At 44.0% G+C, this 21,659-nt stretch carries 23 protein-coding genes; 19 read left to right on the forward strand and 4 right to left on the reverse strand.

Translation table 11 applies throughout. The annotated features are described in order from the left end of the window. Window positions 1-35: 35 nt before the first annotated feature. Complete coding sequence (dnaK, locus tag AC5WJX_RS00110; RefSeq protein WP_494482837.1) at window positions 36-1,913, reverse strand: molecular chaperone DnaK; 1,878 nt, start codon at window positions 1,911-1,913, stop codon at window positions 36-38. 159 nt (window positions 1,914-2,072) lie between these two features. Here dnaK and AC5WJX_RS00115 point away from each other — a divergent pair, with 159 nt between their 5' ends. Then, the gene (locus AC5WJX_RS00115; protein ID WP_494482838.1) at window positions 2,073-4,337 is read left to right on the forward strand and encodes a S41 family peptidase; all 2,265 of its coding nucleotides are present in this window, start codon (window positions 2,073-2,075) and stop codon (window positions 4,335-4,337) included. A gap of 34 nt (window positions 4,338-4,371) precedes the next feature. Beyond that, the gene (locus AC5WJX_RS00120; RefSeq protein ID WP_494482839.1) at window positions 4,372-4,758 is read left to right on the forward strand and encodes a group III truncated hemoglobin; all 387 of its coding nucleotides are present in this window, start codon (window positions 4,372-4,374) and stop codon (window positions 4,756-4,758) included. On the opposite strand, the gene AC5WJX_RS00125 is transcribed toward AC5WJX_RS00120, so the two are convergent. Together AC5WJX_RS00125 and AC5WJX_RS00130 are read right to left on the reverse strand one after the other, a co-directional pair. Further along, window positions 4,753-5,805: a DUF3810 domain-containing protein gene (locus tag AC5WJX_RS00125; protein WP_494482840.1), complete on the reverse strand. Its 1,053-nt coding sequence runs from the start codon at window positions 5,803-5,805 to the stop codon at window positions 4,753-4,755. The genes AC5WJX_RS00120 and AC5WJX_RS00125 overlap by 6 nt on opposite strands. A 67-nt stretch (window positions 5,806-5,872) precedes the next feature. Further along, window positions 5,873-7,207, reverse strand: coding sequence for a dihydroorotase (locus AC5WJX_RS00130; RefSeq protein ID WP_494482841.1), 1,335 nt, complete (start codon window positions 7,205-7,207; stop codon window positions 5,873-5,875). Window positions 7,208-7,519: 312 nt separating this feature from the next. On the opposite strand from AC5WJX_RS00130, the gene AC5WJX_RS00135 reads away from it, so the two are divergent. The 17 genes from AC5WJX_RS00135 (at window position 7,520) to AC5WJX_RS00215 (ending at window position 20,745) form a co-directional block, all read left to right on the forward strand. After that, a complete protein-coding gene (locus AC5WJX_RS00135) occupies window positions 7,520-8,611 on the forward strand; it encodes a hypothetical protein (protein ID WP_494482842.1) in 1,092 nt (363 codons plus the stop codon). Between the two features lie 121 nt (window positions 8,612-8,732). Beyond that, entirely contained in the window at window positions 8,733-10,043 is a 1,311-nt protein-coding gene (locus AC5WJX_RS00140) for a DEAD/DEAH box helicase (protein ID WP_494482843.1), read from the forward strand. A 5-nt stretch (window positions 10,044-10,048) separates the two neighbouring features. Further along, window positions 10,049-10,333, forward strand: coding sequence for a hypothetical protein (locus AC5WJX_RS00145; RefSeq protein WP_494482844.1), 285 nt, complete (start codon window positions 10,049-10,051; stop codon window positions 10,331-10,333). A gap of 55 nt (window positions 10,334-10,388) precedes the next feature. After that, window positions 10,389-10,724 carry a gliding motility protein GldC gene (gene gldC / locus AC5WJX_RS00150; protein WP_440430152.1) on the forward strand — a complete coding sequence of 112 codons (336 nt, stop codon included), beginning with the start codon at window positions 10,389-10,391 and terminating at the stop codon, window positions 10,722-10,724. A 1-nt stretch (window position 10,725) separates the two neighbouring features. Then, on the forward strand, window positions 10,726-11,139 hold the full coding sequence (locus AC5WJX_RS00155) for a hypothetical protein (RefSeq protein WP_494482845.1): 414 nt from the start codon (window positions 10,726-10,728) through the stop codon (window positions 11,137-11,139). A gap of 12 nt (window positions 11,140-11,151) precedes the next feature. After that, entirely contained in the window at window positions 11,152-11,811 is a 660-nt protein-coding gene (locus tag AC5WJX_RS00160; protein WP_440430150.1) for a heme exporter protein CcmB, read from the forward strand. 12 nt (window positions 11,812-11,823) lie between these two features. Beyond that, window positions 11,824-12,483: a cytochrome c biogenesis protein CcsA gene (gene ccsA, locus AC5WJX_RS00165; protein WP_440430149.1), complete on the forward strand. Its 660-nt coding sequence runs from the start codon at window positions 11,824-11,826 to the stop codon at window positions 12,481-12,483. Window positions 12,484-12,485: 2 nt separating this feature from the next. Then, entirely contained in the window at window positions 12,486-12,704 is a 219-nt protein-coding gene (locus tag AC5WJX_RS00170; RefSeq protein WP_440430148.1) for a CcmD family protein, read from the forward strand. Window positions 12,705-12,853: 149 nt separating this feature from the next. Continuing rightward, window positions 12,854-14,275, forward strand: a complete 1,422-nt coding sequence (locus AC5WJX_RS00175; protein WP_494482846.1) for a Glu/Leu/Phe/Val family dehydrogenase — start codon at window positions 12,854-12,856, stop codon at window positions 14,273-14,275. Between the two features lie 131 nt (window positions 14,276-14,406). Next, complete coding sequence (msrA, locus tag AC5WJX_RS00180; RefSeq protein WP_494482847.1) at window positions 14,407-15,072, forward strand: peptide-methionine (S)-S-oxide reductase MsrA; 666 nt, start codon at window positions 14,407-14,409, stop codon at window positions 15,070-15,072. A gap of 154 nt (window positions 15,073-15,226) precedes the next feature. Next, complete coding sequence (locus tag AC5WJX_RS00185) at window positions 15,227-15,637, forward strand: cytochrome c maturation protein CcmE domain-containing protein (protein ID WP_440430145.1); 411 nt, start codon at window positions 15,227-15,229, stop codon at window positions 15,635-15,637. Window positions 15,638-15,659: 22 nt separating this feature from the next. Continuing rightward, window positions 15,660-18,128: a heme lyase CcmF/NrfE family subunit gene (locus tag AC5WJX_RS00190; protein WP_494482848.1), complete on the forward strand. Its 2,469-nt coding sequence runs from the start codon at window positions 15,660-15,662 to the stop codon at window positions 18,126-18,128. A 55-nt stretch (window positions 18,129-18,183) separates the two neighbouring features. Beyond that, window positions 18,184-18,945: a Rossmann-like and DUF2520 domain-containing protein gene (locus tag AC5WJX_RS00195; RefSeq protein WP_494482849.1), complete on the forward strand. Its 762-nt coding sequence runs from the start codon at window positions 18,184-18,186 to the stop codon at window positions 18,943-18,945. A 39-nt stretch (window positions 18,946-18,984) separates the two neighbouring features. Further along, window positions 18,985-19,317, forward strand: coding sequence for a 2Fe-2S iron-sulfur cluster-binding protein (locus tag AC5WJX_RS00200; RefSeq protein WP_440430142.1), 333 nt, complete (start codon window positions 18,985-18,987; stop codon window positions 19,315-19,317). A gap of 20 nt (window positions 19,318-19,337) precedes the next feature. After that, window positions 19,338-19,580 (forward strand): Fe-S cluster assembly protein IscX, encoded by a 243-nt coding sequence (iscX, locus tag AC5WJX_RS00205; protein WP_440430141.1) that lies wholly within the window; start codon window positions 19,338-19,340, stop codon window positions 19,578-19,580. Continuing rightward, window positions 19,580-20,107: a KdsC family phosphatase gene (locus AC5WJX_RS00210; protein WP_494482850.1), complete on the forward strand. Its 528-nt coding sequence runs from the start codon at window positions 19,580-19,582 to the stop codon at window positions 20,105-20,107. Before iscX ends, AC5WJX_RS00210 begins: the two co-directional genes overlap by 1 nt. Window positions 20,108-20,175: 68 nt before the next feature. Continuing rightward, on the forward strand, window positions 20,176-20,745 hold the full coding sequence (locus AC5WJX_RS00215) for a Maf family nucleotide pyrophosphatase (RefSeq protein WP_494482851.1): 570 nt from the start codon (window positions 20,176-20,178) through the stop codon (window positions 20,743-20,745). Here AC5WJX_RS00215 and AC5WJX_RS00220 read toward each other — a convergent pair. Beyond that, window positions 20,721-21,656 carry a Ppx/GppA phosphatase family protein gene (locus tag AC5WJX_RS00220; protein WP_494482852.1) on the reverse strand — a complete coding sequence of 312 codons (936 nt, stop codon included), beginning with the start codon at window positions 21,654-21,656 and terminating at the stop codon, window positions 20,721-20,723. The genes AC5WJX_RS00215 and AC5WJX_RS00220 overlap by 25 nt on opposite strands. Window positions 21,657-21,659 lie beyond the last annotated feature (3 nt).

Consider the following 21,659-nt stretch of genomic DNA (forward strand, 5'->3'; position numbering starts at 1 on the left):
GCCAGTATATATCAGGCAACAAGGTTGCTGTTAATTTATTCTATGCTTTTGCCTTTCATCGCTTGAGAAACTGCAATGTCCATCAGACGTTCTGCAAATGGACGGGTGAACTCGTTCAACTCGTCTGCCTTTTTCAGTATGTTGTCTTTCTCTGCAGTAGCAAGTGCATCCTTCAAAGCGGCAATATATTTTAAGGTCTCCGATTTTTCAGTTTCTGTTAGCACGAATCCATTCTTCTCAATGAAACGTTCGGCTGTATACACCAACTGTTCACCTTCGCTTCTGGCTTCGATCAGCATGCGCTGTTCTACATCGCTTTTTGCGTGCGTAATGGAATCAATCAGCATCTGCTCAACGGTTTCGTCAGACAGCCCGTAAGATGGCGTGATGTCAATCTCCTGCTTTACACCCGAGCGTAGCTCTATCGCCTGCACCGTCAGGATACCATCGGCATTAAGCATGAAGTTGATGTCTACCTTCGGGAATCCAGCAGGCATTGATGGAATACCTTTAAGGTCAAATTCTGCCAATTTCCTGTTTTCAGAAACCAAATCACGTTCACCCTGGAACACAGAAATTTTCATGTTCACTTGTCCATCCAGAGAGGTTGTATATTGGCGGCCAGCCTTCGTTGGCACTTTTGAATTTCTTGGAATAATAACATCCATCAATCCACCCATCGTTTCGATACCCAGCGAAAGTGGTGTTACGTCAAGCAGTAAGATATCGGAGCGGTTACCAGCAAGGATGTCTGCTTGAATAGCCGCACCAAGTGCAACCACTTCATCTGGGTTAATCTGATCATGTGGTGTTGAGCCGAAGAAAGCAGCAACTTGTTGCTTCACGTATGGTGTTCTTGTTGAACCACCAACCATAACCACCTCATCAATATCAGCGATACTTAGCTTTGCATCCGTTAGCGCTTGTTGACAAGAATCAATGGTTTCCTGTACTTTGGCGGCGATGAGTTCCTCGAACTTGATTCTGGTGATACTGCACCAGATTTCACCAGGTTGGTCGTTGGTTAGTTCGAGCTTTTCATTGTAAATGTTTTGAGTACTAAGGGCAATCTTTGCTGCTTCTGCTTTCAGACGAAGTGTCTGCATCAATCCGGCATCTGCCGCTAAGGCTTCAGCACTGATTTTGTTCTGCTCTATCCAGTAGTGTACAATTGCACGGTCGAAGTCATCACCTCCAAGGAAAGTATTTCCATTCGTTGCAAGCACCTCGAAAATACCATTCTGGATCGCAAGGATCGACACGTCGAAGGTACCACCACCCAGATCGTAGACAGCAATGGTCTTTGTTTGTGCCGGGTCAAGTCCGATACCGTAAGCTAAGCTTGCTGCGGTAGGCTCATTTACAATTCTTAGCACATCAAGCCCTGCAAGTTTCCCAGCATCACGTGTTGCCTGACGCTGACTATCATTGAAATAAGCAGGCACCGTGATCACAGCCCGGTTTACCGGTGTTTTCAAGGCGTGTTCTGCCCGGTCTTTCAATTCTTTAAGGATCAATCCGGATAATTCAATGGGCGTATAAAACTTATTGCCGGCCTGGATTTTTACCAGTGATTCTGTATCGTCGTCTATAATTTTATAAGAAAAAGTGTCCTGGTGAGCTGCAACGTCCTTGTAAGAACGACCAAGCAGTCGCTTCACGGAAAATATCGTGTTCGCAGGATCACTGATCAGGAAAGATTTGGCTTCATTACCAACAACAGCATCGCCATTGGCATTGAAATGTACAACAGATGGTACCAATAAACCTTTACCTGTGTCATTGATGACCTGTGGATTATTTTCAGGGTTGATAAACGCAACCAAACTGTTGGTTGTACCTAAGTCTATACCAACAATAATCTCTTCCTTTTGTAAAGAACCTGTAGCCAGGTTGATGGATATCTTTGCCATAACTGCAAATTTAGAAATGTTTTAGGCTTTATTTGTTTTAGCGCTGTAATGTTTTGGGCTTTAAACCGGGTAAAAGTGCCGAAGGCGGTGCAATGCAGCGTTGTGAATTATTGTCTTTTAATCTTATATTTCCACAAATCTTTATTAACGCTATCCAACATGAGACAATCATTACTTGCACTGCTATTTTCTGCGATCTGCTTCATCGGCTGCGCACAGAACCGGGTTGATTTTAATGGGAGTATGGAAAACCTAAATGCAAATCATCAGCCGGTTGGCTGGTTGTTTCCAACATCACCCGAGCACGCAAAGAAATTTCCAGTGGCGCTAGACAGCACGGAGAAAAAGGACGGCAAATATTCGATCTCCATTACCAGCAGCGGTACTGAAGGATATGTAGCAACGAGTTTCAATATTCCTAAGACCTTTAAAGGACAAAATGTTGAACTTAAGGGCTTTATAAAGACTCAGCAAGTTACCGATGGGTTCGCCGGTTTATGGTTGAGTGTAGATAAAGATGATGGTGTGCTGCAGTTTAACAACATGGCCGACAAGGCAGTTGCGGGTACGAATGACTGGAATGAATTCAGTATTAAGTTACCTTATAACGATGAGGAGGCCATTCGAATTGTAGCAGGTGGCTTATTGGTAGGCAAGGGTAAGATGTGGATTGATGGCTTGAAGCTATATATTGATGGAAAGCCAGTAGAACAGGCCCGTTTAAAAGAAGTAAAACTGGCAAAAGCACAACTGGATACAGCCTATGCAAATCACTCGGGCATAGATAAGATTGCATTGAATAAGCAACGTATAAGCAACCTTAAAATTCTAGCTGAAGTCTGGGGATTGCTAAAGTACCATCATCCTGCAGTTGCTTCAGGTGACTTTAACATGGACGCTGAATTGTTCCGGGTTATGCCTGCAGTGGTTAATGCAAAAACAGATGCAGAACTAAACCGGGTTTTATTGTCCTGGGTGGACAAGTTCGGCGCCGCTGCAGTTTGCAAGGATTGTGCTTTGGCAGCCAACAAGGACGCCGCGCAGCGGCCAGATTATGGTAGTATGTTCGATGGTAAGGTGCTGAATGCCACGTTAGCCGCGAAACTGAAGCATATTGCTGCGAATCCGGCAAGCAAGAAGAATTACTACCTTGAGCTCGTTCCAAATGTTGAAAACCCTGTTTTCAAGCATGAAAATGCCTATGCCAATCTGGATTTACCAGATGCCGGTATGCGCCTGCTTAGCCTATTCAGATATTGGAACATGATCAATTATTTCTTCCCCTATAAGCACCTTATTGACGGGAGCTGGGAAGATAAACTTGAATCCTTCATTCCGGACTTTGTAAATGCCCAGCGTAAACAGGATTATCTGTTAACTACATTGAGGCTAATCAGCAGTATCCATGATACTCATGCGAATATCTGGTCCAGACATCTTGAACTTGAGGATTACAGAGGCAAGTTTGGGCTACCAATCCGGGCGAAATTTGTAGAAGATAAGCTGGTGGTGACCGGGTACTATGCAGATACGCTAGGGGTAAAGCAAAAGTTTAAAATTGGCGATGTAATCACAAACATTGATGGTGTGCCGGTAGAAAAGCTGATCCAAAAGTTCCTGCCAATCACAGCCGCTTCAAATTATGCGACTCAGTTGCGTGATTTACCGAGGACGTACCTGCTGCGCAGCAATAATAGTCAGATGCAACTGGATGTCGTTAGCGCTGGTCGCCAACAAAAAGTAGCTATCGAAACCTTAGCGAGAACCAAGCTCAACTATGCGCTGGATGTAGACCCTGATCCAAGTGCAGCTGCTTACAAAGTAATGAATGGTGGAATTGCGTATATATTCCCGGGAAAATATAAAAACAAAGATCTGCCGGCAATCAAGGAAGCCTTTAAGGATACCAAAGGGATTGTAGTAGATATGCGTTGCTATCCATCGGAGTTCATGCCTTTTACCTTCGTGCCATTTATCAAGACAAAAGCCCAGGACGATAATGCTAAAAGCAATAGTTCGTTTGTGAAATTTACGACGGTCGACCTTATGCGTCCGGGTACATTCAGGATTAGAAAAGAACTGTCTACCCCTGCAAGTAATGAATACAAAGGCAAGGTGGTGGTAATTGTAAATGAGCTTACACAGAGCCAGGCAGAATATACAACGATGGCCTTTCAAAGCTCACCAAACGTAACCGTTATCGGTAGTACGACCGCTGCAGCTGATGGTAATGTGTCTGCGATTACGCTGCCGGGCGGAATTTCGACCATGATTTCTGGAATCGGCGTTTTGTATCCTGATGGTACGGAGACTCAACGCAAAGGCATTCGGATCGATTATGAAATCAAACCAACGATCCAGGGGATCAAAGAGGGGAAAGACGAACTTCTGGAGAAAGCAATTCAGATCATAAATGGGGTTTAAGTTCGTAGCTTTGTAGACTTGAGCTGAGATGGATATGGAACAAAGAAATGATATTAGCGATGAGGATGATGTTGCCCTCCTCGTGCATACCTTTTATGCCAAAGTGCGTGCAGACGACTTGCTGGGTCCTATTTTCGAACCGATCATAAAGGACAACTGGGCGCCGCATCTGAACAGGATGGTCGATTTCTGGTCTACAATATTACTATATACCAGGAAGTACAAGGATGATCCCATGCCTAAACACCTGCAGTTACCTGTTGAGCAGCGGCATTTTGATCGCTGGCTCTCCCTGTTCAACGAAACGCTGGATGCCCTCTTTGCCGGAGAAGTTGCAGAAAACGCGAAATTGCGGGCAGCAAGTATTGCGAGGATCATGATGGTGATCCGGTCTCGTGCCGATGGATTACCTGTGTTATAATTCGTGTTTGTGCAGGTTGTATACCCAGATCACAATGTCCTGGTAGCTGTTAATGCCTTTTTGTTGATTGTTTAACTTTAAAAAGCTGTCTAGGGCAACATCCATGTAAGCATACATGTCGCTGTTGTATTTCATCCAAAAATCCCGGTCACGCTTAAAATCCAGTTTAGTTTCTTCATTGATGCTTGCGGCAAGTTCTTCGTATTCCTCTGGCAACTTAATCCGGACCTCAAACAGGACGTTGCGGAGTACACTATAGGTTGCTGAATATTTAAAATTCAGATCTTTACTGTTCGATGCAACGAGATAGCCGACCAGGTTTGCTTCATCTTCACGTCCAACACCAAGTTGGTGTGCAATTTCATGGCAAGCAACAAAGGGAAGCCCGTGTGCCGGAATCCTCATGTTAACATTGGCCTCCCCGGATAGGGGATTGTAGTAGCCTTCAAGCCCTATTTTTGTAATTGCCCAAGTGTTTAAGACTTTTTTCAATGCGGGTTGACGATAGCTGAAGAATGGGGCTTTAGCATGCATTTCCTGGTATGCGGAAGCAGCCAGATGCTCCAACGCTGCAGTCGTGTAATGTTGTGATTCGGGATCCTGTTGCTTTAAGCGCTCGACTTGTATGCCGTTGATCTGTCTGATTAAAAATTTTGCCAGGGCGGTTAATTGCTCAGGGCTATATTTTTCATTACCGATCTTGAGTTGTTCTGCAATGGAAGGTCTGGCGTAATTCAAGCCCCAGAGCAGTTTGAAGGCAATGTATAGGATTAAACTGAAGTTTAACAAATGCAGTGGCGCTGCAAGAAGCATGGGTCGCCTGGGCCTGGCAGTTTGTAATTTCCTGATGTAGTTGAACGCACGGTATAAAATGAAACCTATGAACAGCACATAGAGTATGTCACCCAACGAAAAAGGAAACAGGCCGCTGATGCTCCTTAGCACCAGCGAGAGATATTTGTAGAAAAACCCGGAATAGAGCTGCTCTACAATGTTGCTGTTTAAGCCGATGAAAAAGATTAAAATGGCCAAGAGGCCGTTTATCATCAATTGTCGTTTAAGGCTTTGCTTTCCTGCACGCATTCCTATTTCTGATCGTTATTAATGTTAGGGTTTAGCGAATAAACTCCAGACGCTTGCCAGTTTCATTGGTCGTAAACTTACCATTTGAGTAGGCCAGATTTCCAGAAACGAAAGTGTGGACAACTTCCGACTGGAACGTCTGATCTTCAAAAGGAGACCAGCCGCATTTATAAAGCACATTCTGACGGGTTACCTTGAAGGGATCATTCAGGTTTACCAATACCAGGTCGGCCCAGTATCCTTCACGTATGAAGCCTCTTTCTTTGATGTTGAAACAGGTTGCAACATTATGGGCGGTTTTTTCCACGATTTTTTGAAGGGAGATCTTGCCCTGGTGGTACATTTCTAGCAACGCAGGCAATGCATGTTGCACCAGGGGTCCGCCAGAAGGTGCGGAACTGTAGGGCTGTTCTTTCTCCTCAATGGTGTGGGGTGCGTGATCGGTTGCGACAACGTCGATATGATCGTTCAGCAGTCCGGCAAGTACACCATTCTTATCTGCTTCAGTCTTGATTGCAGGATTCCACTTGATCCAATTGCCTTTATTTGCATAATCCCGGTCATCAAACCACAGGTGATGCACACATGCCTCAGCAGTAATCCGCTTCTCTTGAAGAGGAAGTGTATTATCGAACAGGGCAACTTCCCTGGCAGTGGAGATGTGCAGGATGTGTAGTCGGGTATTGTACTTTTTAGCAAGCGATACCGCTAAAGAGGAGGAAAGATAACAGGCTTCTTCACTTCTGATCTTGGGGTGCATGTCTATCGTTAGCTGATCGCTGTATTGTGATTTAAAGGCCGCCAGATTACGCTGTATGGTTGCCTCATCTTCGCAATGGGTAGCAACAAGCATCGGTGCCTCGCGGAAGATGTTTTCCAATACTTTTTCATTATCCACCAGCATATTTCCAGTACTGGAACCCATAAAAACTTTAATGCCGCATACATTTTTGGGATCTGTTTTTAACACTTCTTCCAGGTTGTTGTTGGAGGCGCCCATATAAAAGGAATAATTTGCAAGCGACACTTCGGCAGCAATGCTGTACTTGTCTGTTAGCAGTTCCTGTGTCAAAGTACTGGGCACCGTATTTGGCATTTCCATAAAGGAGGTGATGCCACCGGCAACGGCCGCCATGCTTTCTGAAAAGATATCAGCTTTGTGTGTTAAACCCGGCTCACGGAAGTGTACCTGGTCATCGATCATGCCAGGCAGCAGGTGTAATCCCTCGGCATTGATTTCCATAGCACCCGCATATTCGATAGTGCTGGCAATCTTTTCTATTCTTCCAGCTTTCAGGAGTACATCAGAAACAAAAACCTGGTTTTCATTTACGAGCGTCGCGTTTTTTAGGAGGATCGTGTTCATTGCTTCAAACTTAAGAGTTTCCCGCTTAGGCTAAAGATATTTGTATTCATTTGTTGACTATTTCTGGTTATCCGCGAAAAAATGGCTTATCAAAATGATGCACATTTTACATGGCCTGTTAAAACTGAATAGTGTATCATTTTTGAAACTATGTTGATGTATGCTGCAGTAAATAAACTAATAAAGTATTTTTATTGAAGTATTTAAATAGGCGATTGATTGTGAACGGACCCGGCTAAGCACCGGTCAACCGTTTTTTTTTACAGAATATTTTCTACCTTATATGCGCAGCAGACGAAATTAGATCTTACGATGTACATTGAGCGTAAACTTAAAAACATTCCGAGCAAGCTTACACGGCTTTTAAAATACTTTTCCCAAACAAAAGGCAAGGTGCCGCCTAATGCGGATCATAAAACCGCGGTGATCACCTTTTCGAACCGTATCCTGAACAAGGATATGGGCCGGTATTCATTTATCCTTTGTCAGGTTTTCAAATTCAGTGGCTTTGAGCCGGTGCTCCGGGTTAATGAAGGGTTCTTTGCTGACGATGCACCGTACAAGAAAATGCTGCTGGATCAGGGTTTCAAATTGGTTCGCAATACGGAGGAGGAAGAAGACACCGTTGTGCTTCATGAAGGAGGCCAAAGGAAGAAGCTGATTAAGTTTACCTATGGATATGCATTGATCAGGGATAAAATAGACGCGTACTACATGCCCTACACGCTTCACCCGAGGTTTTACCAACAGTATTTAAAGGCCTCGGATTTTGCCATATACCGAAAGCAGAGTAGGTGTGCCCGAATTATTTTTGCCGGCAACTTCGAACGCAAGTTATATAGTAAATCCATTCTGAAGGAGAAATTTGCAGGTACAATCTCCAGGGTTGAAGTACTCGACCACATTGATGCTAAATATGCAGAAGATCCGGCAATCTTACGATCAGGCAGTAAAGAACACCTGTATGGTGTTTTGAGTGCTAAAACAGCAAGACATAAGTTTATCATTAGTGAAGCCAGAACTCCAGATGACGACTGGTTGTCCATTTTAAGTAAATCGGATTTTTATCTCTGCCTGCCAGGAGTAAGAATGCCCTGGTCTCATAATGCGTTTGAAGCTATGGCTGTTGGAACGATACCTATTCTGCAATATAACGAGTTATTCTATCCACCGTTAGAACATCTGAAAAACTGCATCACTTATACCAGTTATGAATCACTTGATGAAGCTATACAGAGCGCCCTGGCCATGAGTCAGGAGCAAGTGCAATCCATGAAAGCATCTGTGATCCAATATTTCAACACGAACCTGGCTACCGAGCGGACCGTTGATAAGATTGAATCGTTTTTCCATTCGGAGGCGGATTCCATGTGTATTGCGCTGCCATTCCTGGAGCAAAGCTAAGCCGTAGAACAGCAGGTGCTGCAAAAGGCGGATGTTGCCTGCTGGAAGTCTGCCAGAGGTCAAAATGTATAATAGTTGGCCGAAGGCCTCGCACAGCTATTTTAATGCCTATATTTGCCGAATGTCCAAAAAATTCGAAGAGTTTAAACTCAACCGACAGATTTTAAATGCTGTAGAAGATGCCGGTTTTACCGTAGCTACGCCGATTCAGGAAAAGGCCATTGCTCCGGTATTATCCGGACAGGATATCTTTGGTATTGCAGAAACCGGCACTGGAAAAACAGCCGCCTACCTGCTGCCAATGCTGATGCAACTGAAATATGCACAGGGAGAAAATCCGCGTGCACTGATCCTTTCGCCAACACGTGAGCTTGCCATGCAGATTGCAGATCATGTAAAGATGTTTGCAAAATATACTGACTTGCGGGCTGTGGTGGTTTATGGCGGTATCGGTCCAAAGACCCAGATTGAACAGGTGAAAGCCGGCGTGGATATTATCATTGCTACTCCAGGAAGATTTCTGGATATCTATCTTGCAGGACACATTAACACACAAAGTCTGCGTTTCCTGGTACTTGATGAGGCCGACAAGATGATGGATATGGGCTTTATTAGCTCCATCCACCGGATTCTCGAAATTGTGCCAAGAAAGCGGCAGAATTTACTTTTCTCTGCGACCATGAGTGATCTGGTGCAGAAGATTGCAGGTGATTTCCTGAAAAATCCGACGGTTATAGAGGCGGCAGAGCGTGCAACGCCTGCAGCAACCATTACACAGACCTTTTATGAAGTTCCGAACTTCAAAACTAAGATAAACTTGCTGCAGCATTTGCTGAAGAACGATGACGCGGTTAAACGATTGATCATTTTCTGTAAAACCAAGGTTGTTGCAGATTCCATTTTTGCATTTATCAGCCGCCGTTTTGGTGCGGAGAACGTTCGTGTAATTCACGCGAACAAAGGGCAGAACACCCGGATCAATTCCATTAGTGCATTTAAAGAGGGCAATATCCGCGTGCTTGTAGCTACAGATGTGGCCTCCAGAGGAATAGATGTCTCTGACGTAAGTCACGTCATAAACTTTGACGTGCCCATAATTATAGAAGATTATGTACACCGCATTGGTCGTACCGGGCGTGCTCTGGCAACGGGTGAGGCATTAACATTTTATACAGAAGCCGAAAAGTATTACATCCGGAAGATTGAGAAGTTAATACGACAGACCATCCCGGTTATGCCACTTCCACCGGAAGTATTTGTGGAAGAGACGCCTTACGAAGAGCGCCAGGCGATGGCAAGGGAAATTGATGCTCAAAAGAGAAAAGAAGATCCGGATTTTAAAGGTGCTTTTCATGAGAAAAAACGTGTTTTCGAGGTAAAGAAGAAAACCGATAAAACACCAGCCTGGAAAAGAAAGAAAACTAAAAGGTAAAGGACTTGAATTTTAAACTGACGCCGCTGAATATTGTAACTGCCTTAAGTCTGGTAATGGCTGGCCTGCTTATTTTCGGTAAGCCTGAAATAACCAACGGCATTGATCACCAGGTGAACGGACTGTGGATAGCAGTTTGTTTTCTGGCTGTTGTGATATCATTTCTTTCTGATCAGATCTTCAGAAAGTTCATTCCCTCAACCTTGAACCTTTGGGTGATCGAATGTGCTTTCATTATTTTTACGCTTGTTTTTGTATTTATACTGAAGTTAAGTGTGCTGAATAGCTAATAAAACCATAACATAAACCGCAGGCGAATGCATTTGCCTGATAATAATAGAATCGATGAAAAAAGCTGAAATTAAAATTACCGTAGAGCTGGACGACAATAATGTGCCTGAGAACCTTTTATGGGAGTCTACTGATGCAGAGAATAAAGAGCAGATGCCTGTAAAATCTATGATGCTGGCTTTATGGGATCATAACTACAAGAACTCTTTGCGTATTGACCTTTGGACGAAGGATATGCCGGTAGATGAAATGAAGCGTTTCTTCTACGAGACCCTGCAAACAATGGGTGATACCTTCCTTAAAGCAACTGGAGAGCAGTTAATTGTTGAGGATCTGCGTGATTACTGTGCGCATTTTGCAGATAAAATGGGTATCAATACGCAAGGCTAGTATGAAAATTCAAGGGGTTGTTGGAGCAGCGCTTATGGCGGTAGGGGGTATGTGCCCCCTGGTTCACCTTCCGATCATCGGCAACCGGAACTATTTCGATCTTGATGTTTCCATAGCAACCATATTCTACCTTGTAGTGCTGGTTGCGTTTGCTGCATCCTTCATGGAGAGATCCAGGCTGATGCGTATATGTGGATGGCTGGGCGTTACGCTTGTATTGGTGACGCTTGCGGGCGTGTATTTCAAATCTCACGACGCCTTCAGTTTCATTCATTTTAAAAAAGCCATCAACTTCGCCGCAGGTGTGGTGAAATACAAATGGGGTTGGTTTGTAATCCTGGCAGGTGCTTTAGCGCTGATTACGGTGCGGAGTCCTAAAAAGGTGTTTCCTCCGGCAAACGCAGTGTCGGTTTAGATTGCTTTATTGATGACGTTATTTGATCAGGTAAAGTTTTTGGTAAAAAAGGAGTTGCTTTTAGAATGGCGCTCGAAATATGCGTTGAACGGTGTGCTGTTGTACGTGGTGTCGACCATATTCGTGTGTTTCCTGTCGCGCGTTAGCGCTAACCCGGTAACCTGGAATGCGCTGTTCTGGATCATCATGCTTTTTGCCTCCATAAATGCGGTGTCAAAGAGCTTTTTGCAGGAAAGTAAGGGAAGGCAACTTTATATTTACACCATTGCCAGTCCGCTTGCGCTTATTATTTCCAAAACGTTGTATAACATTTTGCTGATGATGCTGCTCACGGTCATTGCACTCGGATTCTACATCATGGTGTTTGGCTACGTGCCCGCGGATCTCGGCCTTTATTTCCTTGCCACGATATTGGGCAGTTTAAGCTTTTCGAGCATATTTACCATGATCTCCGCGATTTCTTCCAAGGCTGGAAATGGTGGAATGTTGATGGCCATACTGAGCTTTCCGGTGATCATTCCGGTGCTGATTGTGTTGATCAAACTAACGAAAAACGCCATTGACGGCTTAGACCGGAGCGTTAGCATAGATGAAATTGGTATGCTACTAGTCATTAATGTACTGGTCTGCGCCGTTTCTTTACTGTTATTTCCTTACCTTTGGCGCGATTAAAATCTGTTATCCATGTATAAAGACTGGTGGAAAGTTTTGGGTTCTGTGTTGGTATTGTATGCCACCGTTGCCGGCTTTTTGAATAGTGTACCGAAGTTGCCCATACTACATGAAAGTATCCGGAATTTGTATTTCCATGTTCCGATGTGGTTCAGTATGATTATTTTGTTTGGCGTTTCGGTTTTTCACAGCATCAAATATCTGTTATCCAGCAATCCTACAAACGACTTGAAAGCGGTGGAGAGTGTGAACGTGGGGATTGTCTTTGGCGTTCTTGGAATTGTGACAGGCGCGGTATGGGCAAAGTACACCTGGGGGCAGGCATGGAGCTTTGACGTCAAGCAAAACTTTGCTGCAATTGCTTTGCTGCTGTATTTTGCTTACCTGGTACTTCGCAACGCCATTGATGAGGAACAAAAGCGTGCTAAAATTTCGGCCATCTATAACATATTTGCATTTCCAATGATGGTGGTGCTGCTTTTTGTTTTACCAAGATTGTCTGATTCGCTGCACCCGGGGAATGGCGGGAACCCTGGCTTTAATTCCTATGACCTGGACAGTCGTATGCGTACGGTTTTCTATCCTGCATGTCTGGGCTGGATCCTGATTGGATACTGGATATACACGCTTAAATTCCGGGTACGTGCACTAGATAAAACGACGACGCTATAATCATGAAAAAAATATTATTCACACTGTTAATGTTAACAGTAAGCCTTCAGATATTTGCGCAGGGCGCATCATCTTCCCTGGAAGAAAGTATTTATGCTTCAGGTAAAATCTACGTGGTCGTGGCATGTGCGGCTATAATCCTCATCGGTTTGATCTTATTTTTATTTTCAATCGACAGAAGATTAAAAAAATTAGAAAAATATTCTGATCCGAAAAACTAATTCTATCCTCTTAAATCCTTGTTTTGTACGACTAAATGCTTAGGTGTGACGAATACACTAAGCTCATGGCCATTTGCATAAATGATATTTTTTAATGCAATTTTGCAGCCTTAATGAGGTAAACTAACGAAAAACATAAAAAACAAATAATGGCTAATCTAGCAAACGAAACAAACTTCTTTACAGACGTATGTGCGAATTTTGACAACGCCGCAAAATTCACCTCCCATCCGGAAGGTCTACTGAATCAAATTAAAGCTTGCAACAGTGTATATCGTTTCCAGTTTCCAATTAGAAGGGGAAATGGTTTTGAAGTTATTGATGCCTGGCGTGTGGAGCACTCTCACCACATGAGCCCTACTAAAGGTGGTATCCGTTACAGTGAAATGGTGAATGAGGATGAAGTGATGGCATTAGCTGCATTGATGACTTATAAATGTGCCATCGTAAACGTTCCTTTTGGTGGTGCAAAAGGTGGTATCCGGATCAATCCGAAAAATTATACGGTAAGTGAGCTGGAGAACATCACCCGTAGGTATACTACAGAATTAATAAAAAAGAACTTCATTGGTCCTGGTATTGACGTTCCTGCACCGGATTACGGAACAGGGGAGCGTGAAATGAGCTGGATCGCCGACACCTATATGACCATGAATCCAGGTTCTCTGGACGCGTTAGGCTGTGTTACGGGTAAACCGATTGCATTGCACGGTATCCGTGGGCGTAAGGAAGCTACCGGTCGCGGTGTTGCTTTTGCAATCAGAGAATGTGTAAGCGTAGGTGAAGATATGGCTAAGCTTGGCTTGAAAGCAGGTCTTGGTGATAAACGTGTAATTGTTCAGGGATTAGGAAATGTGGGTTACCACTCTGCGAAATTCCTTTCTGAAATGGGCGCAACAATCGTAGGTCTTTGCGAGTTTGAAGGCGCAATTTACAACGAGAATGGATTTAACATCGATGAGGTATTTGCTCACCGTAAGTTAACCGGTTCAATCCTTGGCTTTAAAGGCGCTACGGAGTTTAAAAACTCGATGGAAGGTTTAGAACAGCCATGTGACATCCTTGTGCCAGCGGCTTTGGAAAACCAGATCACAGAAGCAAACATCAGAAACATCAAAGCAAAGATCATTGCTGAAGGTGCAAACGGACCAACTACGCCAGGTGCGGAAGAGATCTTCACTGCAATGGGTGGTATTATTATTCCAGATATGTACTGCAACGCTGGTGGTGTAACCGTTTCATATTTCGAGTGGTTGAAAAACCTTTCACACGTTGCTTTTGGTCGTATGGAAAACCGTTATGCGGAAAACTCAAATGCGAATCTGATTAATACTCTTGAAAGCTTAACTGGAAAGAGCATTCCTGCAGAACACCGCTCAATGTTAGTAAAAGGAGCTTCTGAGATGGAGTTGGTAAACTCTGGTCTTGAGGACACCATGATCCATTCTTACCACGAGATCAGAGAGACTTTAAAGGTTAAGCCTGGTGTTGATACCTTAAGAATGGCTGCTTTTGTTGGTTCTATTGACAAGATCGCCGTTTCCTACATGAACCTTGGTATTTGGCCGTAAGCTGAAATAAATCATATGGAAAGCCGCAACAGTTTCAAACTGCTGCGGCTTTGTCGTTTATATGACTTTTGTTTGAAGATCAGAAACATACGTTTTCAGCGACAGTGGCGTATATATAACAAACGAAGGATATGAAAATCAGAACTCCGCTTTTTGTTGTGTTGCTGCTCAGCATCTTTTTGTCCTGCACAAGCTCCAGCATGCAGGAGATCCAGGAGCTGGATGGTTTTGCGGTGCTTCCTGAGCCTCAAGCTAAGGAGCAGGTGGCAACCTTTGCCGGCGGATGTTTTTGGGCCATGCAGGAGTGTATGATTCAGCTTAAAGGCGTTAATAAAGCAATTAGTGGTTATGCCGGTGGTAGCACTGCAAATCCAAGCTACGATGAAGTGTTATCGGGAACGACAGGGCATGCAGAGGCGGTGCAGGTATACTATGATCCAAAGGTGATCAGCTTTGAACAGCTGGCGAATGCCTTTTTCGAGGCGCATGATCCAACACAGTTGAATCGACAAGGTCCCGATATTGGCTCCGACTATCGTTCCATAGCTTTTTACCGCAATGAGCAAGAGTATAAAGCATTGCTTGCTTTGAGAAAGGTCTTGGACAGCACGAGGTTTGGAAATATGATCGTTACTGAATTGATACAGCTGGATAAGTTTTACCCGGCGGAGATGGAGCATCAGGATTACTATAAACGTCATGGCTGGGAGCCATACATCAGACGTGTGTCAAAACCGAAGGTATTGAGAATGCAAAAATCCATGCCTTTGATGATTAAAACCCAATACTTAGAATAATATTTTTTAAAACTGCAGTTTGCTTACATAAAACCCCAATCCATTGTCAGAGAACTATCAATATATCGTCAAGAACATGAATAGCAGAAAGCGGCGGTCTAATAGGTGGGTTTAATTTTTATCTTTGTGAGAAGCTTTAAATCTTATTTATACCATGAAAAAAAGTGCAATTATAGGTTTAATCACAATTGCTTTATGTGTTTGTTTTTTGGTGAGTTTGAATGCTGATACCAGCAGTTATTCAACTTTTCAGGATGCAGCAAAGGAATCCCGTGAATTCCATGTAATGGGTTATTGGGAAAAAGAGAAAGGCATGTACTACGATGCGGAGAAAGATGCGAATCATTTTGCATTCTATATGAAAGATGAGAAAGGTGCAGTGAACAAAGTTGTTTATAATGGCACTAAACCTCAGGATTTCGAGCGTTCCGAGAAACTCGTGCTGATTGGAAAGATGGAGAAAGATACGTTCTATGCTTCTAAAATTCTGATGAAATGTCCTTCAAAATATAATGACAATCTTGTTGAAGTAAAGCAAGATGGAACTGTAGAACAACCTCAATAGATTCAAAATACTAAAGCCCTTAATGGATACACAATTTATTGGAGAAACCCTCCTCCCCGGGAAAGTCGGACAGTTTTTTATTGTCCTTGCTTTTGCCGCTTCTTTATTTTCAACCATCTCCTACTTTTTTGCGACTACAAACAAAGAACTAGATAATAATTCCTGGACCAGGCTAGGTCGCCTTGGTTTCATCACCAACATGGTGAGTATTATCGCTATCGGTGCAACTTTGTTTTACCTGATCTTAAATCATTATAACGAATACTATTACGTTTACTTCCACTCTTCTAAAGCACTGCCGGTGTATTACATTGTATCGGCTTTCTGGGAAGGACAGGAGGGTAGTTTCTGGCTTTGGGCATTCTGGCAATCATTGCTTGGATTAATCCTGATCTGGAAAGCAAGGAGCTGGGAAAATGGGGTGATGACCATTGTTGCGTTTTCACAGGTGTTTTTAACCTCTATGTTGCTCGGAGTAGATATCCTGGGTACCCGTGTTGGTAGTTCACCTTTCATCCTTTTGCGTGATGCCGTAGATCTGAAAGCGATGGCACCGGTAGTCTTCGCTGATCCGGAAAACTTTAAAAATTATTTGAAATTTATAACTGATGGCCGCGGATTAAACCCCTTGCTTCAGAACTACTGGATGGTTATTCACCCGCCTACCTTGTTCCTTGGCTTTGCGAGTATGGTTGTTCCCTTTGCTTATGCCGTTGCCGGTTTATGGCAGCGCAGGTATAAGGACTGGGTTAAACCAGCGCTACCTTGGTCGTTGTTCGCAGTAATGATTCTTGGCGCAGGGATTATCATGGGTTCATTTTGGGCCTATGAAGCGCTGAACTTTGGTGGATTCTGGGCCTGGGATCCGGTGGAGAATGCTTCGCTTATTCCATGGCTGATGCTGATTGCAGGGGTTCACGTGCTAATCGCATTTAAAAACACGGGACACGCTTTCTTTACCGCGATTACGCTGGTTGTATTAAGCTTTATTCTGGTACTATATGCTTCTTTCCTGACCAGAAGTGGTATTCTGGGTGAAACTTCTGTACACTCCTTTACTGACCTGGGGATGTTCGGGCACCTGATTCTTTACAACGTGGTGTTCCTTGCCATCCCGGTGATCTTTATGGCGCTACGATGGAAGGAATTGCCGATCACGAATAAAGATGAAGAGACTTATTCACGGGAGTTCTGGATGTTCATTGGTGCACTTGTTGTAACCGTGGCTTGTATTCAGGTGATCTTCACCACCTCAGTACCGGTATTCAACAAGGTTTTTGGTACCAACTTCGCGCCACCAATTGATCCTATTAAATACTATAACCAGTGGCAGGCACCATTTGCCATTCTGATCACGGTTATCTCCGGATTTTCACAGTTCCTCAAATACAAACGCACCAATGCCAGGAAGTTCTATAGCAATTTGGTCGGTAGCATAGTATTCGCGGTTGTTGTTACTGGAGTGTATGTGTACATCGCGGGTATTTATACCAACCTTATGTACATCTTACTGACCTTTTCATGTGTATTTGCCATTCTTTCGAATGCGAAGATCCTGGTTGTGGGCTTCGGTGGTAAAGGCAAGCTTGTTGGTGCAGCAGTTGCCCACATGGGCTTTGCGCTACTATTGGTGGGCGCATTGGTAGCTTCGGCAACCAGTCAGCCGATATCACTTAACGCAAGTAACTTCATCCCGGTGAAGGACTTTGAAAAGGCCGAAAAGCCTGGCGAAAACATGGTGCTTTATAAGAATGAGCCTAAAACCATGGGCCGCTACACGGTTACTTATGTTAGCGATAGCACCATAGCACCGAATACCTACTATAAGTTAAACTTTAAGGTTATTGATCCTAAGACTGGTGAGATCAAAGAAGATTTCGATTTGAACCCACACGTTCAGTCGAACGAAAAGATGGGCCTGATCGCCTCGCCAGATACCAAGCATTACCTGACTTCAGACATTTACACACACATCACCAGTGCACCTGCGGAGAAGGAAGAGCATGAAGATCACGAAGGGCACTCGCCTGAAGAGAACTATAAGGCACCTCGAATTCTGAGCGTTAAGCCAGGTGACACCGTTCATACCAGCAGTGGTATTCTTACGGTGAAGCCGTTGAACTTCAAGCCTACGGCTAAACAGTTGGTGCTTGCTAAGGAAGATGTTGCCGTAGGACTGCCTATCGAAATCAACTTAAATGGAAAGATCTATAAAGCTGAGCCGATATTCCTGGTTAAAGGGAATAACACCTTCGACTTCGCCAGGAATATTGATGAACTCGGTATTCGGGTAAGATTTACCAAGATCATACCGGAACAGAATACGGTTGAACTTCAGGTTTATGAAAAACCACAGCAAGCAAAAGACTGGGTTGTATTTAAATCTATTGAGTTCCCTTACATCAACTTATATTGGGTGGGTACTATTGTGATGGTTGTTGGCTTTATGCTGTCGATCATCAGGAGGAAAAAAGAACTTACCACAAACTAATCAGGACCTGCAGTATGAAGCTGCAGGTTTTGTTTTTTAAATTAATGTACATCAAATGAAGATTGTTTTTCTGGGATCGGGAAATGTCGCTACCCACTTGGGATTAGCTTTCAGCGCATCAGGACAGCAGATTACGCAGGTTTGGAGCAGGAGCAAGGCTAATGCGGAGCACCTGGCCGAACAGCTGCATGCACCAGCAATTGATGATCTTTCTTCATTAGACCGCAATGCGGACTTGTATCTCATTGCCGTGAAAGACGATGTCATTCAAGATCTCGTGCCGTTCTTGCAGCACCTTCATGGTGTGGTGGCACATACTTCTGGTGCTACCGCCATAGATGTACTTCAAGGAATTGAAAACAAAGGCGTTTTCTATCCTCTGCAAACATTCTCTAAGCAAAAAGCACTCGACCTATCTGATACCCCCATGTGCCTGGAGGCAAATTCCACCACTGCCATGCAGGTGTTAGAAGCTGCCGCAACTCTAATTAGTACGACTCATTATCAGGTGGATTCAGAACAGCGCAAAGTTCTACATCTTGCCGCAGTGTTCGCTTGTAATTTCAGCAATCACCTATATCATCTAGGGCATGCCCTTTTGCAAGCGCGTGGTCTTGACTTCGAGATATTGAAACCTTTGATTGTCGAGACTGCCCGCAAGATAGAGAATGCTGTGCCTTTCGACGTCCAGACCGGCCCTGCAGTTAGAGGGGATCAGGAGACTATGGTAAAACATTTGCGGCTTTTAGATGATCGCCCGGACCTGCAGGAGATCTACAAAACTTTAAGTGAAAGTATTAAAAAGACGCACCTATAACAATATTGCGGTTTACGCTTCTTATTTTTGAACACGATTATGAGCATTTATAAATTAAAAATAAACTTCGAAGATAAAACTAAAGAACCTGTGGAGCTTCCGATCGCCGGAGGTGAAAACGTTCTTGACGTTTGCCTGGACAACGGAATCCAATTACAACACAACTGTGGCGGTGTTTGCGGTTGCAGTACCTGCCATGTATATGTAACTGCTGGTATGGATAATATTCAGGAAATCTCAGACAAGGAAGAGGATTTTATTGACAGAGCTGTTCGCCCGAGGATCACCTCCAGATTGGGTTGTCAGTGTGTAGTTTTATCAGGAGATATCTCCGTTACCATTCCGGATCAGTCGGAATTCCTTGGTCACTAATCAAATTTAAATAAACGAATATGCAGGATAAATTTGCGCTTCCAATTTATTGGAACGATTATGAAGACATCGCACAAGAACTTTATGAAAAGTTCGGAGATGAATTTAATGAAGGTAAAATCTACCGTGTACGGTTCACTGAACTATTGGAATGGGTACTTACCTTGCCGAACTTCAAAGGTACAAGAGAAGAAAGCAATGAAGGTCATCTGGAGCAAATCCAGTCGGCATGGGTGTACGAATGGCGCGATAACCAGGACTAATGTTTCTGCAGAAGCTACAGGATATCACGACGCTGATTTTTGATGTTGACGGTGTGTTAACGACCGGGGATATCCTGGCTTCAAATACCGGAGAGTTTCTGCGCAGCTTTAACATTAAGGATGGCTATGCCCTTCAGCTTGCGGTTAAAAAGGGCTATCATGTCTGCATCATTTCCGGAGGGAGTGGTGAGGCCATGCAAAAACGCTTCGAAGGCCTGGGCATCAAGAATATCTATCTTGGAGTGTCTGATAAAGTAGCTGTTTTCGAACAGATCTTAGCGCAGTACCAGCTTCAACCCGCAGAAGTGTTGTATATGGGGGATGATATCCCTGACTACAAGATCATGAAGCTTGTGGGCCTACCAACTTGTCCGGCGGATGCGGTAGAGGAGATTAAGGCGCTTTCAACCTACATTTCCCCTTATAATGGCGGTAAAACTGCCGTTAGAGATGTCATTGAAAAGGTACTCAAAATTCAGGGGAAGTGGTTCGACCCTAATCCCTCGGCAGCAGATTCAGCAATATAAAAGACATTATTATCATTATGAAAGCGGCTTACAGCCGCTTTTCTTATTTTAGCAAAAACTTAAAAACTATGCTTGTTCAAAATCATCCAATTATACTTGCTTCAAAATCACCACGTCGTCATGAGCTTTTAAAGCTTATGGATCTTGATTTTGAGGTACTGCTTAAAGATATCGATGAAAGTTACCCTGAAGGCTTAAAACCACATCAGGTTGCACAATATATCAGTGAGCAGAAAGCTAAAGCCTTTCTTCCCGACCAACTGAAAGCCGTTGTGATTACTGCAGATACCATTGTTTCCTTTCAAAATGAAATCCTTGGAAAACCTACAGATGCGGCACATGCAGTGGAGATGATCACTAAGCTTTCTGGAAACATGCATGAGGTGTTTACCGGTGTAAGCCTGGCCTATAAGGGCGCATTACACACCTTCTTTGATGTAACGGAAGTTTATTTCCGGCCCTTGAATACTGCGCAGATCAACTATTACGTGAACCATTACAACCCCTTTGATAAAGCTGGTGCTTACGGCGTACAGGACTGGATTGGCATGATTGGGGTAGAGAAGATCGTAGGATCCTACACCAATGTCATGGGACTGCCAACAGAAAAACTTTATACAGAATTGTCTAAGTTGTAATCCTCTTTCAGCCTAGCGAGAACCCCCATTTTCAGGTCGTATGTGGAAAGGCTAAGCTGTCTGATGCGCGTGTTTTCGAGCACAAAGTTCACCAGTAGCGCTGCGATCACGATCATGTCTACCCGGAGCGGAATAAGCCCCTCCATATGTAAGCGCTGTTCATGTGTAGAGTCAATCAGCCGACCAGCCAGCTGCAGATACTGCATGAAGTTGATCTCTCCAGAGGCAATATCATTCGCGGGCCTGTTGTTCTGAATCATCAGCATGCCGGCGAAGGATTCAAAGGCACCTGCCGAGCCGATGAGTTTCTGAGGCCTGTGCTGCTCACACTGTTGCAGCAGCTCAGCCGTTAGTGCTGCCAAATGGTGATAAATGGCAGATTTTTCGTCTTCACTGATCGGGTCTGACTTAAAATATGCCTGCATCAAACGTGCAGCACCGATATTATAGCTTTTTTTCCAGATCACTTCAGTCGGCGTACAAAGGATGAACTCTGTACTACCACCACCGATATCAATGACCAAACTCGTCGCTGTGATCAGCCCGGTCGCCTGCACCCCCTTGTAGATCAGGGCTGCTTCAGTATCTCCATCGATTACATCAATGGCAATGCCGGATCTTTCAAGGGCTGCTTCAACGAAGGCCTTCCCATTGGAAGCGCTACGTACAGCAGAGGTGGCTGTAGCTTTCACTACATCCACCTCGTGTGATTTGATTGTTGCTGCGAAAGCTTCCAGCGCTGCCAGCCCTCGTTCGAAGGCCGCAGGGATAATAATGTTTTCATTGATCCTACCTTCTCCCAACTTCACTGGAACAGTGGTTTTATAGATCAGTTCTCCGTTTCCAGCCTCCAGATCAGCGATAATGAGGTGGAAGGTGTTTGTGCCAAGATCTATAACAGCTGCTCTCATGAA

Source organism: Pedobacter sp. NEAU-ZC8 (assembly GCF_059278965.1).